The organism is Halorubrum salsamenti (assembly GCF_007671685.1).
Lineage (GTDB): Archaea > Halobacteriota > Halobacteria > Halobacteriales > Haloferacaceae > Halorubrum > Halorubrum salsamenti.
The window spans coordinates 269806-285267 of the sequence record NZ_VCNL01000001.1; the positions used below are offsets into that span (position 1 = coordinate 269806).

15 protein-coding genes are annotated in these 15462 nt (G+C 67.7%); 9 read left to right on the top strand and 6 right to left on the bottom strand.

The window, feature by feature from the left end:
• Positions 1 to 2: 2 nt before the first annotated feature.
• Positions 3 to 995 carry an NAD-dependent epimerase/dehydratase family protein gene (locus tag FGL94_RS01405; RefSeq protein ID WP_144920232.1) on the bottom strand — a complete coding sequence of 331 codons (993 nt, stop codon included), beginning with the start codon at positions 993 to 995 and terminating at the stop codon, positions 3 to 5.
• Between the two features lie 52 nt (positions 996 to 1047).
• Complete coding sequence (locus tag FGL94_RS01410; RefSeq protein ID WP_144920234.1) at positions 1048 to 1251, bottom strand: hypothetical protein; 204 nt, start codon at positions 1249 to 1251, stop codon at positions 1048 to 1050.
• A gap of 79 nt (positions 1252 to 1330) precedes the next feature.
• On the opposite strand from FGL94_RS01410, the gene FGL94_RS01415 reads away from it, so the two are divergent.
• Entirely contained in the window at positions 1331 to 1816 is a 486-nt protein-coding gene (locus FGL94_RS01415; RefSeq protein WP_144920236.1) for a zinc ribbon domain-containing protein, read from the top strand.
• Positions 1817 to 1860: 44 nt separating this feature from the next.
• On the opposite strand, the gene FGL94_RS01420 is transcribed toward FGL94_RS01415, so the two are convergent.
• Both FGL94_RS01420 and coxB read right to left on the bottom strand, forming a co-directional pair.
• A complete protein-coding gene (locus FGL94_RS01420; protein ID WP_144920238.1) occupies positions 1861 to 4359 on the bottom strand; it encodes a cbb3-type cytochrome c oxidase subunit I in 2499 nt (832 codons plus the stop codon).
• Entirely contained in the window at positions 4356 to 5144 is a 789-nt protein-coding gene (coxB, locus tag FGL94_RS01425; protein WP_144920240.1) for a cytochrome c oxidase subunit II, read from the bottom strand. Before coxB ends, FGL94_RS01420 begins: the two co-directional genes overlap by 4 nt.
• Positions 5145 to 5378: 234 nt before the next feature.
• Here coxB and FGL94_RS01430 point away from each other — a divergent pair, with 234 nt between their 5' ends.
• Positions 5379 to 5831 (top strand): hypothetical protein, encoded by a 453-nt coding sequence (locus tag FGL94_RS01430; RefSeq protein WP_144920241.1) that lies wholly within the window; start codon positions 5379 to 5381, stop codon positions 5829 to 5831.
• Between the two features lie 135 nt (positions 5832 to 5966).
• Here the strand turns inward: FGL94_RS01430 and FGL94_RS01435 are convergent, their stop codons facing one another.
• Entirely contained in the window at positions 5967 to 6167 is a 201-nt protein-coding gene (locus FGL94_RS01435) for a VNG_1110C family protein (RefSeq protein ID WP_144920243.1), read from the bottom strand.
• A 202-nt stretch (positions 6168 to 6369) separates the two neighbouring features.
• Between FGL94_RS01435 and FGL94_RS01440 the strand changes: the two genes are divergently transcribed.
• From FGL94_RS01440 to FGL94_RS01455, 4 genes are all read left to right on the top strand, one after another.
• The gene (locus tag FGL94_RS01440; RefSeq protein WP_144920246.1) at positions 6370 to 7479 is read left to right on the top strand and encodes an OBG GTPase family GTP-binding protein; all 1110 of its coding nucleotides are present in this window, start codon (positions 6370 to 6372) and stop codon (positions 7477 to 7479) included.
• A 408-nt stretch (positions 7480 to 7887) separates the two neighbouring features.
• A complete protein-coding gene (locus FGL94_RS01445) occupies positions 7888 to 9075 on the top strand; it encodes a redox-regulated ATPase YchF (protein ID WP_144920248.1) in 1188 nt (395 codons plus the stop codon).
• A 97-nt stretch (positions 9076 to 9172) separates the two neighbouring features.
• Complete coding sequence (locus FGL94_RS01450; protein ID WP_144920250.1) at positions 9173 to 10003, top strand: amidohydrolase family protein; 831 nt, start codon at positions 9173 to 9175, stop codon at positions 10001 to 10003.
• A 40-nt stretch (positions 10004 to 10043) separates the two neighbouring features.
• A complete protein-coding gene (locus FGL94_RS01455; RefSeq protein WP_144920252.1) occupies positions 10044 to 10571 on the top strand; it encodes a DUF371 domain-containing protein in 528 nt (175 codons plus the stop codon).
• Between the two features lie 112 nt (positions 10572 to 10683).
• Here the strand turns inward: FGL94_RS01455 and FGL94_RS01460 are convergent, their stop codons facing one another.
• Positions 10684 to 11286 carry an NUDIX hydrolase gene (locus FGL94_RS01460; protein ID WP_144920253.1) on the bottom strand — a complete coding sequence of 201 codons (603 nt, stop codon included), beginning with the start codon at positions 11284 to 11286 and terminating at the stop codon, positions 10684 to 10686.
• A 160-nt stretch (positions 11287 to 11446) separates the two neighbouring features.
• Here FGL94_RS01460 and proS point away from each other — a divergent pair, with 160 nt between their 5' ends.
• The 3 genes from proS to FGL94_RS01475 all read left to right on the top strand — a co-directional run bounded on the left by proS (position 11447) and on the right by FGL94_RS01475 (position 15451).
• Positions 11447 to 12922, top strand: coding sequence for a proline--tRNA ligase (gene proS / locus FGL94_RS01465; RefSeq protein ID WP_144920255.1), 1476 nt, complete (start codon positions 11447 to 11449; stop codon positions 12920 to 12922).
• A gap of 115 nt (positions 12923 to 13037) precedes the next feature.
• Positions 13038 to 14141, top strand: coding sequence for a hypothetical protein (locus tag FGL94_RS01470; RefSeq protein WP_144920257.1), 1104 nt, complete (start codon positions 13038 to 13040; stop codon positions 14139 to 14141).
• A 143-nt stretch (positions 14142 to 14284) separates the two neighbouring features.
• Positions 14285 to 15451: a helix-turn-helix transcriptional regulator gene (locus tag FGL94_RS01475; protein ID WP_144920259.1), complete on the top strand. Its 1167-nt coding sequence runs from the start codon at positions 14285 to 14287 to the stop codon at positions 15449 to 15451.
• Positions 15452 to 15462 lie beyond the last annotated feature (11 nt).

Here is a 15462-nt window from a genome sequence, read left to right on the forward strand (position 1 = left end):
ACCTACAGCGTCTCTTTGACGCCCAGCACGCGCTCTTCGGCCTCGCGCCCCGGGTCCCACTCGCCGCCGTCGCGGTCGGCGTCCCGGTGCTCGGCGACGGTCCGCGCCATCGCCTCCTCGACGGGCGTCGACTCCCACCCGAGGTCGGCGAGCGCGCACGTGTCGAGCAGGTGCGGGTACTCCCGGTACAACACGAAGTCGTCCGGCCCGAGGCCGCCGGCCGCCAGCGCGTCGGCGCTCGCCGCGACGACCTCGCAGCCGACGCCCGCCGCGTCGGCGATCGTCTCTAGGGTCTCCTCGAGCGTGAGTGCCCGGCGGTCGCCCACGTTGTACGCTCGCCCCGCCTCGCCGCGCTCGGCGACGATCCGGAGCGCGCTCGCCACGTCTTCGACGTACGCGCGGTGCCAGAGGTTCTGCCCGTCGCCGGGAACGACGACGCGGTCCTGAGAGAGCACCCGGTCGATCCAGTAGTCGAGCCGCTCGGTGTAGTCGTACGGGCCGTAGACGATACAGGGACGCACCGCCATCGCCCGAACCCCCTCCTCGGCGGCCGCGAAGACGGCTCGGTCGCCCTCGGCCTTCCGGTTCCCATAGGTCTCCGACGTATCGTCGGTCGCCTGCTCGGGCGTGCACGGTCGAAGCGGTGTCTCCCCTTCGCGCTTGGGCACCTCCTCAGCGGCGTAGCTGTCGCCCGAGGAGATGTACACGTACCCGTCGACGTCGGCGAACACGTCGGTGGCCGTTTCCACATCGGCCGGCTGGTAAGCGACGCAGTCGATCACGATATCGGGCTCGATAGAGAGCTTCGCGGTTCGGAGATCCCGCTCGTTCTTCCGGTCGCCCTCGACGTGGGTCACTCGGTCGTCGTCGGCGAAGGGATTCCCGTGGGTGCCCCGGTTCAACATTCCGACCTCGTACCCGTTCGCGATCAGGTCGGAGACGGTGTGTCGGCCGATGAATCGGGTTCCACCGATGACGAGCGCCGTGTCGGTCATACCGGTCATCCGGGAAGCGGACTCAAAAGCGTGGCCGAACGGAAACGAGCGGTCAGCTCTCGATCCGAGACCCGTCGTCAGATTCGCCGTTCGCGGACTCGGTGTCGGTCCCGAGCGCTTCGTCGTCGCGCGGTCCGTCACCGCGCCACCGCCGGTACAAGAGGTACGCGACGCCGAGTCCGACGACCCAGCTTCCGACCCCGGCGATCGCGAATGCGATTCCGATCAGAAAGTCCCCGGTCGGCGCGCCGAACATACTCCTGCTCGGTGTCTCGGCCACATAAACGCTCCGAGGGAGGGGTAGTTTCTCGGCGCTGGCGCCCGTTCCCGACGACATGAGCGATCCCGAGACCCGTCGGAGACGACCGTGGCTCGCGGCCGCGCTGGCGCTTCTGGTGTCCGGACTCGGCCACGCCTACCTCAGGCGATGGGCGCGCGCTTTCGGGTGGTACGCGCTGATCACGGCGACGCTCGTGTTCGTCGTTCCAGACGCTGCCGTCGATCGTGTGGTCGCCGGCGAGCGCCCGCCGCTCGTCGAGATCGCCCCGGCGCTCATCGCCGTCGCCGCCAGCGTCGTCGACGCGTACGTCCTCGCCGTCCGGAACAACCGAGCGTACGAGCGGGGCTCGCCGGCGACCGAAACCGCGGCGGACGCGTCGTCGTCCGATCGCGACGGGCTGACCGGGAGCGACGCCGGGGCCGGATCCGCCGAACCGGTAACGGACTCGACCACCGATACCGTCTCGTGTCCGCACTGCGGCCGCGACACGGACGCGACGCTGGACTTCTGTCAGTGGTGTGTCGAGTCGCTCGATGAGTAACGAAGAATCCGCAAAAAGGTCGACCCAAGGTGTCCGCCGCTACCTCAGAAGAGGTAGAACAGCGGGAAGATGAACACCCAGACGATGTCGACGAAGTGCCAGTAGAGGCCGAAGTACTCGATCGGCCGCTCGTCGTCAAGGTAGTGGCCCTGATACGCCCGGACGAACAGGAAGATGGCGATCAGGAGACCGATCACCACGTGGATCCCGTGGAGTCCGGTCGTCACGTAGTAGATCGACGCCTGGACCGGATCGCCGTGGGCATTGGCGTTGATCGTCACGCCGCGGTCGAAGATCTCGTGGTTCCACTCCCACATCTTGATCGCGAGGAACACGAAGCCGAGCGCGATCGTCGAGCCGAGCGAGGCGAGTAGCCCCTGCCGGCTCTTGCGGTGAGCGGCCACCAGCGCGAGGATCACCGTGAACGAGGAGGTGATCAGCACGAACGTGTTGATGAGGCCGGGAAGCGACTCCGTCAGCGGCTCCCACGTCATCCAGCCGGCGTTATACCGGACGAAGATGGCCGCGGAGAGGAACGCGCCGAAGACGATCACGTCCGAGGCGAGGAAGAACCACATCCCCAGCTTCACCTTCTCGACGCCTTCGAAGGGCCATCGCTCGGCGAACTCGGTGGGCGGGGCGTAGAAGTCCTGCAGCCCCCACTTCACGCCGGTCCAGATCAGCCCGATCAGTCCCACGACGGCGAGTATCGGGTAGATCGGGTTCGCGATCTCGACGCTCGTCTGGGCCACCGTCTCGCCAAGGACGAAGGTGACCGACTCGCTGAACCCGGAGAGACCGAGCAGCATGATTCCGAGCGCCAGCGAGAGCGCGAACGGCCAGATGCTCGCGTGGCTCGGGTGTTTATCCCAGTACGGGTACTCCGAGATGTGCTCTTCGTGAGTGTCGCCGCCGTCCGTCGCGGCGTTGCCGTCGCCGTCGGCCTTGACCGCCGGGCCGCCGTCGGGCACGTAGTCCTTCACGAACTCCAGCTTACCGGAGGCGTACGAGGGGCGGTTCGGCCAGTTCTCGAGCGGCGGGGGCGACGAGACCGCCCACTCCGCGGTCCGCGAGTAGTCCCACGGATTGTCGCCGGCGGGTTCGCCGGAGACGTAGGACTTCGCGAAGTTGTAGAACATGATGAAGAAGGACAGTCCGAGGACGAACGCGCCGATCGTCCCGAACTGGTGGTAGATCTGGAACTCGGGGTTGTACTCGAACACCCGGCGGGGAGTCTCCCAGCCGAGGAACATCGAGAAGTAGACCATGTTGAAGCTGATGAAGAAGATCACGAAGTGGAGCTTCCCGAGCAGTTCGTCGTACATCTTCCCGGTAACCTTCGGGAACCAGTAGTAGGCCCCGCCGAACAGCGCCGTCGCGCCGCCGAACATCACGTAGTGGAAGTGTGCGACCACCCAGTAGGTGCCGCGGAATTCGTAGTCGAGGACGATCGCGCCGAGGAACACCCCGGTGATGCCGCCGAGGATGAACAGCAGCAGCGCCCCGAACGCGAAGAGGAACGGCGTCGTGAACTGGATGCGACCCTTGATGAGGGTGTAGATCAGCGAGAACACCACGAGGTCGAAGGGTAACGAGATCCCGATGGTGGTCGCCATCATCAACGTCTTGATCTCCAGGTTGATCGTCGTCAGGAACATGTGGTGCATCCAGACGAGGAACGACTGCACGGAGATCAGGCAGATGGCGATGATAACCCACTTCCGACCGACGAGCCGCCGTCCGGAGAAGGTCTGGAACAGCTCCAACATCACGCCCAGCGCCGGGAAGAAGACGATGTACACCTCCGGATGACCGAAGAACCAGAAGAGGTGGCCCCACAGCAGAGATCCCCCTTCTGTCGCGGAGAAGTAGACGCTCCCGAGCACGCGGTCGGACGCGAGGATTAGCCCGACCGCCAGCAGCGCCGCGAACGCGAACAGCATCATCCACACCGTCGCGAGCATGGACCAGGTGAACATCGGCATGTCCATGATCCCCATCCCCTCGGCGCGGGAGTGATGGATGGACGTGAGGAAGTTCACCGTCGACGCCGTGATGCCGACGACGAACATGAACAGCGCGAGCACCGCCCCGGTCGACCCGATGCTCGGCGTGTACATCGGGATGTTGAGCGGAGCGTACATCGTCCATCCGGCGTCGAGCGTCCCGCCTTGGAAGAAGCTGATCCCCAGCAGGATGCCGGAGAACAGATACATCCAGTAGGACAGCGCGTTCAAGCGGGGGAACGCGAGGTCGTCGGCACCGATCTGCAGCGGAACGAAGTAGTTCGCGAAGCCGAACCCGAACGGTGAGAGGAACCAGAACACCATGATAAGCCCGTGTGCGGTGACGGCCTCATTGTACGCCAGCCCGGAGAGGATCTGGCTCGTCGGGTCCCACAGCTGCATGCGGATCAACAGCGCGAGCACCCCGCCGAAAAGCAGGAAGAACAGCGCGGTGATGGTGTAGAGAATCCCGATGTCCTTGTGGTTCGTGGTGACGAACCAGCGCTTGACGGAGGTCGTCGGTGGAAGCTCGCTCATGCACTCACACCTCCGACGGCGGCGCCATTGAGGTTTGCGGCGCCATTGACACTCGCGCCACCCTCCACGTTGGAGGAGTTACCGCCGGTACCCTCGTACCAGGTTTCCCACTCGTCTTGGGGAATGACGGTGATCTGTCCGTTCATCGCGGAGTGGCCGGGGCCGCAGAGTTCGAAGCACTCGACCATGTACGTCGCCTCACCGCCCTGCGCTTGGACCTCTTCGGAACTGACGGAGAACCAGTTGGTGTTGGTGTCTCCGGGGATGGCGTCGGATTTTATCCGTAACTCCGACGAGCCGAAGTTGTGCCACACGTCTCGTGAGGTCACCGCGATGTCGATCCGCGTGTCGGCGGGAACGATCAGCTCACCGGTCTCGGTGTGGCCGTTCGGGTACTCGTAGTCCCAGCCGTACTGGTACCCCTCGACCGTGATCTCGATGTTGTCTCCGTCGGCGTCCGGTCCCTCCTCGACGTAGAGGAGGATACCGTACGCGTACACGACGAGGCTGATGACGACGATCGCGCTCAACCCGAACGACAGGAAGAGCTTCTTTGCTTTCGGACCGCCCTGTCCCGTCGGGAGCTCGCCGACCTCCGGCGCGTCGAAGTCCTCCTTCGGCTCGCTACCGTCATCGCGGTACTTGTACACGTTCCACAGCGTGTATGCGACGACGATTGTGCCGACGAGGGTTCCTAACGCGAGGAAGACGAAGAAGATCTCGTCAAAGACCTCCGCCTGTGCGCGCCAGCCGCTCCCCTGTTGCAGGATAAGTGAATCTATCATGTTCGTCTCTCTGCTCTTGTACCCTCCTTAGCGAAGGCGCAGTTAACTCTTGTGTGAACCGATCGAGGCACGCATCCTTTGGCAGTCAGAGTGACGGCGTCTCTCGGGGGAGGTGCCCGCGGGCGCACCGTAAGACAGCGGTAAGCTGACTCGACGGACTGACGCGGAGCCGATCGGCGGAACATACGAAGGCTATTTGTACGCGGGAACGGACCGGCTAACAACGAACTCACTATGGTCTCACTCACGCTCTTGAGCACGGCACTGATGGGGCTGCTCGTCGTGGCCACCTTCGTCGCCGTCGCGCAGATCGGCGGGAAGCGCACCGCTCCCGGCGCCGGATCGACCAGCAGGTACGACGCGATAACTGGGACCCTCGGCGAGATCGCCCGGAAGCCGGTGACCTGGGCCGTTACCTTCGTCGCCATCGCGGTCGGCATCGGCGCGGTCGCGCTCCTCGCCGTCGGCAACTTCGGACTGTCGGAAGGGCTCTCCGGAAGCCTCCTCACCGCCGTGTACGCCGCTGTCGGACTCCTGCTGACTGGCTTCGTCTTCCTCGGCGCCTACTTCGGCGCCCGCGGCCGCGGTCTCGGGAACGCCCACGGGGTCGCTGCCGGGTCGTTCGCGTCGGGGCTCGTGTTCCTCGTGCTCATCGCGGTCGAGTTGCTCATCGGCATCGTCGGGTAGCTCGGTCGGGCGGGACGTTTCACCCCGCCCGGGGTCATTATCCTCGTCCCTCGACTCCGAGTAAAGACCGTCAGCTTCGGCGTGGATCGCCGTCTCGTAGGGACAGGCCCCTTTTCGAATTCCTCGTACGGACCGTCAGGCGACTGCGACGCCGTTTCGGGCGAGGAAGTCGCTCGCGGCCTTGATCTCGACGGGACTGCCGATGATTCGGTAGTGGTCGTCGCCTTCGACCACCGTCACGGTGAACTGCTCGCAGACACCGTCTCGCAGCCCGTCGAGCGCACGTCGCGGAAGGACGATCTGCGTGCTGTCACGGAGGCTCGACGGATCGGGCATTCGACGTGTCGTCCGTCGCGGTAAGCCGATATAATCGTGTCGAAAAATTGCCGAATAGAGCCAGACCCCTTCGACCGCGTCGGCAGCGGCGTGTCGCGCGTCGAGCCGCGGAGCGCTCGCTGAAAATCGGATCGCGAACGGATGACGCGGCCGCGAGGCGGAAGGAACAACTTTAACGAGCCGAGCGGCCGACTGTACGCCAATGGGACTGGAGGACGAGATCGAGGACCTCCGCGAGGAGATCGCCAACACGCCCTACAACAAGGCCACGGAGGCCCACGTCGGGCGGTTGAAGGCGAAGCTCGCGGAGAAGAAGGAGAAGCTGGAGAACCAGTCCTCCGCCGGCGGTGGCCACGGGTACGCCGTCGAGAAACACGGGGACGCCACGGTCGCGCTCGTCGGGTTCCCGAGCGTGGGGAAGTCCACCCTCATCAACGCCCTCACCAACGCCGACAGCGAGGTGGGCTCCTACGAGTTCACGACCCTCGACGTCAACCCCGGTATGCTGCAGTACCGCGGCGCGAACATCCAGATCCTCGACGTTCCGGGGCTGATCGAGGGCGCCGCGGGCGGGCGCGGGGGCGGCAAGGAGGTGCTCTCCGTCGTCCGGACCGCGGATCTGGTCGTGTTCATGCTCTCCGTGTTCGAGATCGAACAGTACGATCGCCTCCGCGAGGAGCTGTACAACACCAACATCCGTCTCGACACGGAGCCGCCGAACATCAACATCCGGAAGACGCATAAAGACGGGATCGGGGTGACGATGAGCGACGACGTGAGCCTCGCCGAGGACACCGTCAAGCAGGTGCTCCGCGAGTACGGCTACGTCAACGCGAAGGTGACGATCCCCCACGACCTCACGATCGACGAGCTGGTCGACGCCGTGATGGACAACCGCGAGTACCTCCCCTCGATGGTCACCGTGAACAAGGCGGACCTCATCGACAAGAGCTACCTCCCGACAGTCAAGGAGGAGCTCCGCGAGCGCGACCTCGACCCCGACGACGTGCTGTTCATCTCCGCCGAGGAGGAGCTCGGGCTCGACGGGCTCAAAGAGCGGCTCTGGGAGGAGCTCGGGCTCATCCGCATCTACATGGACAAGCCCGGCCGCGGCGTCGACTACGAGGAGCCGCTGGTCCTCTTCGAGGGCGACACGGTTGGCGACGCCTGCACGAAGATCGGCGGGGAGTTCGACGAGCGGTTCAAGTTCGCGCGGGTGTCGGGGCCGAGCGCGAAACACGACGACCAGCAGGTCGGAAAGGGGCACGAACTGGCCGACGAGGACGTGCTCCGAATCGTCGCTCGGAAGTGAGCTTTTAAACTGCTGTTGGCGGCGGATCGGTCTTGACTGGGTTCGAGCCACCGGTTGATTGCTTATAAGTCGTTGCTGGCAGAGCGATGGTGAACACCGCCAAAGCCCCAGCCGCTCGGCAATACGTGATCGACCGTTTCCCGATAAACACCGCCAAAGCCCCAGCCGCTCGGCAATACGTGATCGCGACTGTCCCTTTGAGTCCCACCACCCACACACCGCAGCCTCACGCCTCCCCAGCCTCGCGGTTCGCGCTCTCCGAGCGCTCACCGCGTCCCTCGCGCGTGCGACTCGCGGCCGCTGGCCGCTCGTCGGCACGCGCCACCGCAACTGCATAGTGGATCCGTTGTCGGTCGCCTCCCGGAGTCCGACCGAAAGGCGCTTTTCGCGCGGCTGCGACCGTCGGGTATGATCACGGTCGCGCTCGCGGGCAAGCCGAACGCCGGCAAGTCCACCTTCTACACCGCCGCCACGATGGCCGACGTCGACGTGGCCAACTACCCGTTCACGACGATCGACGCCAACCGCGGCGTGACACACGTCCGCACCGAGTGCCCCTGCCTCGACCGCGACGAGCGCTGCGGCAACGAGAACTGCCGCGACGGGAAGCGGTACGTCCCCGTCGAACTCCTCGACGTGGCCGGGTTGGTCCCGGGCGCTCACGAGGGAAAGGGGCTCGGCAACCAGTTCCTCGACGAGCTGACGAACGCGGACGTGGTGCTCAACGTCGTCGACGCCTCGGGCGCGACCAACGCGGAGGGAGAGCCCGTGGAGGTCGGTGCGCACGATCCCCTCGACGACGTGGACTTCGTCGAGGAGGAGATGGACCTGTGGCTCGCGGGGATCGTCGACCGCAACTGGGAGAGCGTCGAGCGGCAGTCGCGCTCGCCCGACTTCGACCTGGAGGCGGCGGTCACCGACCTGCTGACCGGATTCGGCGCGACCGAACACGACGTGACGGCGGTCCTCCGCGATCTGGAGTACCCCGACGATCCGAAGGCGTGGACCGACGCCGACCGCGAGGATCTCGCGCGGGCGATCCGGCGTCGGACCAAGCCGATCGTCGTCGTCGCCAACAAGGTCGACGCCGCTCCCCAGGGGGCGGTCGACCGGCTCCGCGAGGGGACGGACAAGCCGGTCGTTCCCGCCACGGCCGACGGGGAGCTCGCCCTGCGCCGCGCCGCGGAGGCCGGCGTCCTCGACTACGATCCGGGCGACGAGACGTTCGACGTGGTCGGCGAGGTTTCGGACGGCCAACGTGAGGGGTTGGAGGCGATCCGCGGCGCGATGGACGAGCACGGCGGCACGGGAGTCCAGACCGCGCTGAACGCGGCCGTCTACGACCTGCTGGACCGGATCACGGTTTACCCCGTGCAGGACGCCTCGAAGTGGACGGACGGGACCGGGAACGTCCTCCCGGACGCGTTCCTCCTTCCGACGGGGGCGACTCCCCCGGACCTGGCCTACGCGGTTCACACCGATATCGGCGAGGGGTATCTCCACGCCGTCGACGCGCGCTCCTCGCGCCGGATCGGCGAGGGTCACGATCTCTCGGAGGGCGACGTGGTGAAGATCGTCTCGACCGCTGGCCCGTGAGGGCGGTGAACGGGGAGCGTGGAGGCGGTAGACGGCGGCTCAGCGAGCGACGGTGAGACCGACAGGCACATGCGGATCGCCCGAGACGGGCCGGTAGATGCTCGGGCTCGAACACGACTTCCGGATCGTCGACACCCGCGCGACGCTCGACCCCGACGAGTCGTCGGTCGCGACTCACGGACGGGACATCTCTCCCGAGCTGCTGGAACGCGAGATGCTGCAGGCCGGCGTCGTCCGCGCGGTCGCGAGCCCGGGGCGGCGCGCGCCCGGACGGAGCTACCTCCGCGCGAACAACGCGGTCGCGCGCCTCTCGATCGACCGCCCGTTCGTCGCGTTCGCTCGTCTCAACGGCCCCCGCGACCCGGGAAGCGGTCCCCTCTCCGCAGTGAAGAACCTCCGCGCCGAGCGCGACGACCACCACGCCCGCCCCGACGACGTCGAGCAGTACTCCTACGACGACCGGTTCCACGGGTTCACCCTCGTTCCGCACGCCGACGGCCTCCCGAACGAGGACGTGCTCACCCGGCTGGAGGACGCAGACCTCCCCGTGATCGTCCACGCCGGCAGGGAGTTCCCGCCGGAAGCGGTCGAGCGCGAGCTGCTCGGCTACGACGTGCCGATCGTGCTCGCCAGCTTCGGCGGCTACCCCCTCGACGCGGACCTGATGAACGAGACGCTCGACCTGTTGGACGAGCACGACCGACTGTACGTCGAGACGAGCGCCGTGCGGTACCGCGAGGTGCTCGAACGCGGCGTCTTAGAACACCCCGACCGCGTCCTCTTCGGGTCCGGCGCGCCCGACGTGCACCCGAACGTCGGCGTGATGGAGGTGCTCACCCTCGACGTCTCGGAAGACCTGATGCGCCGCGTGCTCGCGAAGAACCCCGCCCGACTGATCCCCGCGCTCGCCGAGGGCGCCGACGTCTGAAGCGACGGGCACTTGTCGCGGCGCCGCGGACCGAGGTGGCATGAGCGACGCCGAGAGCGCCGATCCGAACGACGCCGAGTCCGCCGGCGACCCCGGCGACGACCCCCTCGTCGAGCTCGTCCGCGCCGTCGGCCACGAGCACGTCACCGCCGAGCACGCGAGCACCGTCGAGATCACGACGGACGACTGGCTCACCCCCGCCGGCGACTGCATCGTCGGCGTCGAAGCGGACCGCGCGCCCCGAGACTTCTCGGCCGCGTTCCGCGACGCGTGCCGAGACGCGGCCGCGACGATCACGGCGACGTTCGCGGTCGGCGAGCCGGGCGACGACGCGGTCGACACCGGCGATCCCGCCCACGTCGACGAGATCGTCGGCCGCGGCGACCCCGGACTCGCCCTCCTCGACGATCGATCGATGGTCGGTCGGACGAGCGACTACACCGACGACGAGCGCACGATCTTCGTCGACGGCGACGGCGCCGCCGCGGACCTCGACCGCGACCTCGTGACCGCGCTCGCCGAGGGCGCGCCCGTGGCTCTGCGGCTGGAAGTCGAACCCGCTGAGTGAGGCGAGCGACTCAGTCAGTTATAAGCGAACGGCGGCGGAGCCGGCCGTCGGTTACTTATAAGTGAGTGACCGTCGATTCGGAGAATTCTGTCATCGACTTACTTCCAACCGTTTAAATCGGTAGCTCCGCGTCCGCCCCGACCACCCGATCGACCTCCTCGGGCGCGCGCCAGTCGGTCGTCCGCTCGAGGAGCTGTACGACCATCTGGCCGGTCGCGCCCCAGACGGTGTATCCGTCGATGTGGAAGAAGTGGATGCGGTGATCGCCGTACTCCGGGTGGCCAACGCGACGCTCCGTCTCGTAGTTCGCGGGGTCGATCAGTCCGCTGACGGGGAGCACCGCGACCTCGGCGACCTCCGACTCGTCCGGGACGTACTCGCGGTCGGGCGCGACGCCGACGAACGGCCGGATCCGGTAGGCGGAGGAGGTCCGGGTGTCGTCGAGCCGGCCGACCACGTCGACCTCGTCGGGGCGCATGCCGACCTCCTCGTCGGCCTCGCGGAGCGCGGTGTCGGTCAGCGTCCGGTCGATCGGCTCGCGGCCGCCGCCGGGGAAGCTCATCTGTCCGGGGTGTCTCCCGAGGTGGGCGGCGCGCTTGGTGAACAGCAGGTGGGCCTCGCCGTCCCGTTCGATGACGGGCGCCAGCACGGCGGCCTCGCGACGTGCCCGGGTCACCTCCTCGGGCGTGTGCCGACGCAGCCCCGTCAGGTCCATACCGGGCGTAGGCGCCCGGACGGGGTTAACGTTTCTCCGTGTTCCGGCGGTTTGAAACGACCCGGCGGGCGGCCGACGAGCCGACGAGGCGGTTTCGGATTCGAGACGCGGCCGCACGGCTTCGGACGTTTTAAGCACGCGACCCACCCTTCACAGGACAATGAGCGACGACGACCAGGAGCTCGGCATCACCGAGTCCAAGTCACACAACACCGGCGAGTGGTACGCCGAGGTCGTACAGAAGGCGGGGCTGGCGGACTACGGCCCCGAGGGGATGAGCGGGTTCATCGTCACCCGCCCCCGCGCGTACGCGGTGTGGGAGCGACTGCAGGGGTTCCTCGACGCGAAGTTCAAGGACACCGGGGTCCAGAACGCCTACTTCCCGCTGTTCATCCCCGAGTCGTACCTCGAACGCGAGAAGGACATCGTCGAGGGGTTCGACCCCGAGGTCGCGTGGGTGACCGAGGCGGGCAACAAGGAACTCGAAGAGCGGCTCGCGGTCCGACCCACCTCCGAGTCGATCATCACGCCGTACATCAGCCAGTGGGTGCGGAGCCACCGCGATCTCCCGCTGCGCGTGAACCAGTGGTGTTCGGTCGTGCGCTGGGAGGCGACGGAGACGAAGCCGTTCTTCCGTACGAAGGAGTTCCTCTGGCAGGAGGGCCACACCGCGCACGCGACCAGGGAGGACGCGTGGGAGGAGACGATGACCCGTCTCGACCAGTACGCCTCCGTCTACGAGGACCTGCTGGCGATGCCCGTGCTGAAGGGGCAAAAGCCCGACCACGACAAGTTCCCCGGCGCGGAGACGACGACGACCGTCGAGGCGCTGATGCCGGACGGCAAATCGGTGCAGGCGGGCACCTCTCACCACCTCGGGCAGTCGTTCGCCGAGGCGTTCGACATCACCTTCTCCGACGAAGACGAGGAGGAGCGGCTCGCGCACACCACCTCGTGGGGGCTCTCGTGGCGCGCGCTCGGCGCGCTGATCATGACCCACTCCGACGAGCAGGGGCTGGTGCTCCCGCCCGGCGTCGCCCCCGAGCAGGTCGTCGTCGTCCCCATCTGGCAGGAGGACACGAAAGACGACGTGTTGGAGTACGCCCAGGGCGTCGCCGACGACCTCGACGACGCGGGGGTCCGCGTCGAACTCGACGACCGCGACGAGCGCAACCCCGGGTTCAAGTTCAACGAACACGAGCTCAACGGGGTCCCGCTCCGGATCGAGATCGGCCCCCACGAGGTCGAGGACGGCGAACTCACCCTCGTCCACCGACCCGACGGCGAGAGCGTCGTCGAGGACCGCGACGGGGTCGTCGAGACGGTCCGCGACCACTTCGACGAGGTGTACGCGAAGCTGTACGCCGCCGCCGAGGAGACCCTCGACGGCGAGGTGCGCGAGGCCGACGACCGCGCAGACATCCTCGGGACGCTCGGCCAGCACGGCGGCTACGTGAAGGCCCCGTGGTGCGGCGACGAGGACTGCGAGGAGCCGATCAAGGAACCGATGGCCGCCGAAATCGTGATGGTCCCGTTCGAGGACGAAGACCCCCTCGCCGAGGGAGACCACGACGAGACCTGCGCGATCTGCGACGACGACGCCGAGCGGACGGCGTACTTCGCGAAGTCGTACTGAGCCGAGACGGTCGCTCCCGCGAAATTCTCTCCCGCCGCCGTCCCGCGTTTAATCCGCGTTGATCCGGCTTAACGGAGATCGGTTTATATAGGGATACGTCGCGTACCGTCAGGTAATGAACCGAGGGATCGCGCTCATCGCCGTCGCGGTCGTGTTGGTCGGCGTCGCCGGGATCGCCGCGGCCGGCCCGGTCGGAACGGCCGTCGCGCAGGACGACCCGGCGGCGACGAACGAGACGGGCGAGGGCAACGAGACGACGAACGGGACCGACATCAGCCCCGGCGAGCGCCTCTCCGGGGTGATCGGGGTCCAGCAGGCCGAGATCTCCGGCGAGGTCGACTCGCGGGCGTTCGAGGTCGCGCTCAACCGAACGGAGACGCCCGAGGAACGGGCCGAACTGATCGCCGAGCGACTGAACGGGACCGAGGAGCGATTGACCGAGATCGAGCGGCGCCAGCGGGAGCTCCGCGAGCGCCGCGACGCCGGAGAGCTGAGTCAGGGCGGGTTCGCCGCGCGGATGGCGGAGACGGGCGCTCGGGCCGAGACGATCAAACGCGAGGCGAACCGGAGCGCAGACGTTGCCCGCGAGCTCCCGCAGGCGGCGAGAGAGAACCGCCGGCTCGACGAGGAGCGGCTCAACGAGGTCCGCCAGCGGGCGAGCGAGGCGAGCGGCCCCGAGGTCGCGGCCGTCGCCCGCGGCGTCGCCGGCGACGACGTGGGCGGCCCGCTGGCGTCCGAGCGGCGCGGGCCGCCGGAAGACGTTCGGACCGGCGGGGGCCCCGATCGCGGCGACGGACCCGGCGCCGGCAACGGTTCGGAGACGGGCGACAACCCGGACGCGGGTGGCGGTCCGCCGGACCGAGGTAACGGGACGGACGCCACCGGCAACGCGACTGAGCCGACGAACGCCGCCGACGACTCGACGAACGCGGTCGAGAGTCCGATGAGCGACGCCGGGAACGTCGCGAACGCGAGCAAGGACGGCGACCGTGGGACCGGAGCCAACGACGGGAACGCGACGCCCCCGCGCGACGACTCGTCTCCGCCTGCCGACGGTGGTGACGGCGGCGACGGCAGTGACGGAGCGAGCGCCGGCAACGGGAACGGACCCGGTGCCGACGCCGCGAACGCCGTCGGTACGGTCGCGCAGCGTCTCGTCGGACCGTTGACTGACGGGACAGACCTCGTCCGGCGGATCGTCGTCGGCATCGATGGATAGGCCGGAATCAGTGCGGTTGCGCCGCGGGGTCACCGCGAGCGGACGGACTGGCGCTCGCGTGCGAGCGCCGAGCGGTCCGACCGCGACCCGCCCTCACTCGCGAGATGGGAAGCGATTTATCCGAGCCTCGTAACTGTCCGTTCGTGCAGCGAACGGTGCTCCTCCTCGTCGTCATCGCGATCGTCGCCAGCGCCGGTTTCGCGTCGATCGGGACCGCACAGAGCGCTGCCGGAGTCCCGGCCGGCGGCTTCGAGCAGATGGACGTCGACCCGGACGACGTCCTGATCGAGATCTCGGTCGAGCCCGACGGCGACGCGGTCTGGGAGACGCAGTATCGGGTCCGTCTCGCGAGCGACGACGAGAAGCAGGCCTTCGAGGAACTCCACGCGGACGTAGAGTCCGATCCGGACGCGTACACGGGGCGGTTCGGCGAGCGGATGAACGCGACGGCCGGCGCGGCCGAGAACGCGACGGGCAGGGAGATGGCCGTCTCGAACGTCACGGTGACCGCCGAGCGGCGCGAGCTCCCCCAGTCGTACGGCGTCCTCACGTATCGGTTCGAGTGGAGCAACTTCGCGGCCGTCGACGGCGACCGGCTCGTCGTCGGGGACGCGATCGACGCGCTGTTCCTCGACGAGGCCTCGTCGCTCATCGTCTCGTGGGAGGACGGCTACCGGCTCGGCGAGGCGTCGCCGTCGCCGACCGAGACCCGCGACAGCGCGGTCGTCTGGCAGGGTCCGAAGGACTTCACGGAAGGTCAGCCGCGCGTGGCGATCGAGCCGGAAGGCCGCTCCGCCGGCCCGGTCCTGTTCGTCGCGGTCGGCCTGCTCGTGGCGGTCGTCGCGGCGATCGGCTACCGGCGTCGACCGCGGGGCGGTTCGGGTCCCGAACGCTCGTCGGACGCGCCGGCCGCGGCCGTCAGCGAGTCGGCTGCCGACGCCGACGACGCGGAAGCCTCGGAGGGCGCAGGGCCCGCGGCGGCCGCGACCGACGCCGACGAGGGGTCCGACTCGGCGCCGCCGATCGACGACGACCTGTTGAGCAACGAAGAGCAGGTGATCCGGCTCGTCGAGGCCAACGGCGGTCGGATGAAACAGAAGCAGGTCGCCGAGGAGCTCGACTGGACCGCCGCCAAGACGAGTCAGGTCGTGACGGGGCTCCGAGACGAGGGTGACCTCGACGGGTTCCGACTCGGCCGCGAGAACGTCCTCTCGCTCCCCGACTACGACGCGACGACCGACAACGGCGAGTCGGACGGCGACGACAACAGCGAGGCGAACGACGACGACAACGCCGACGACGAGGCGTGACGCCCGCCCTC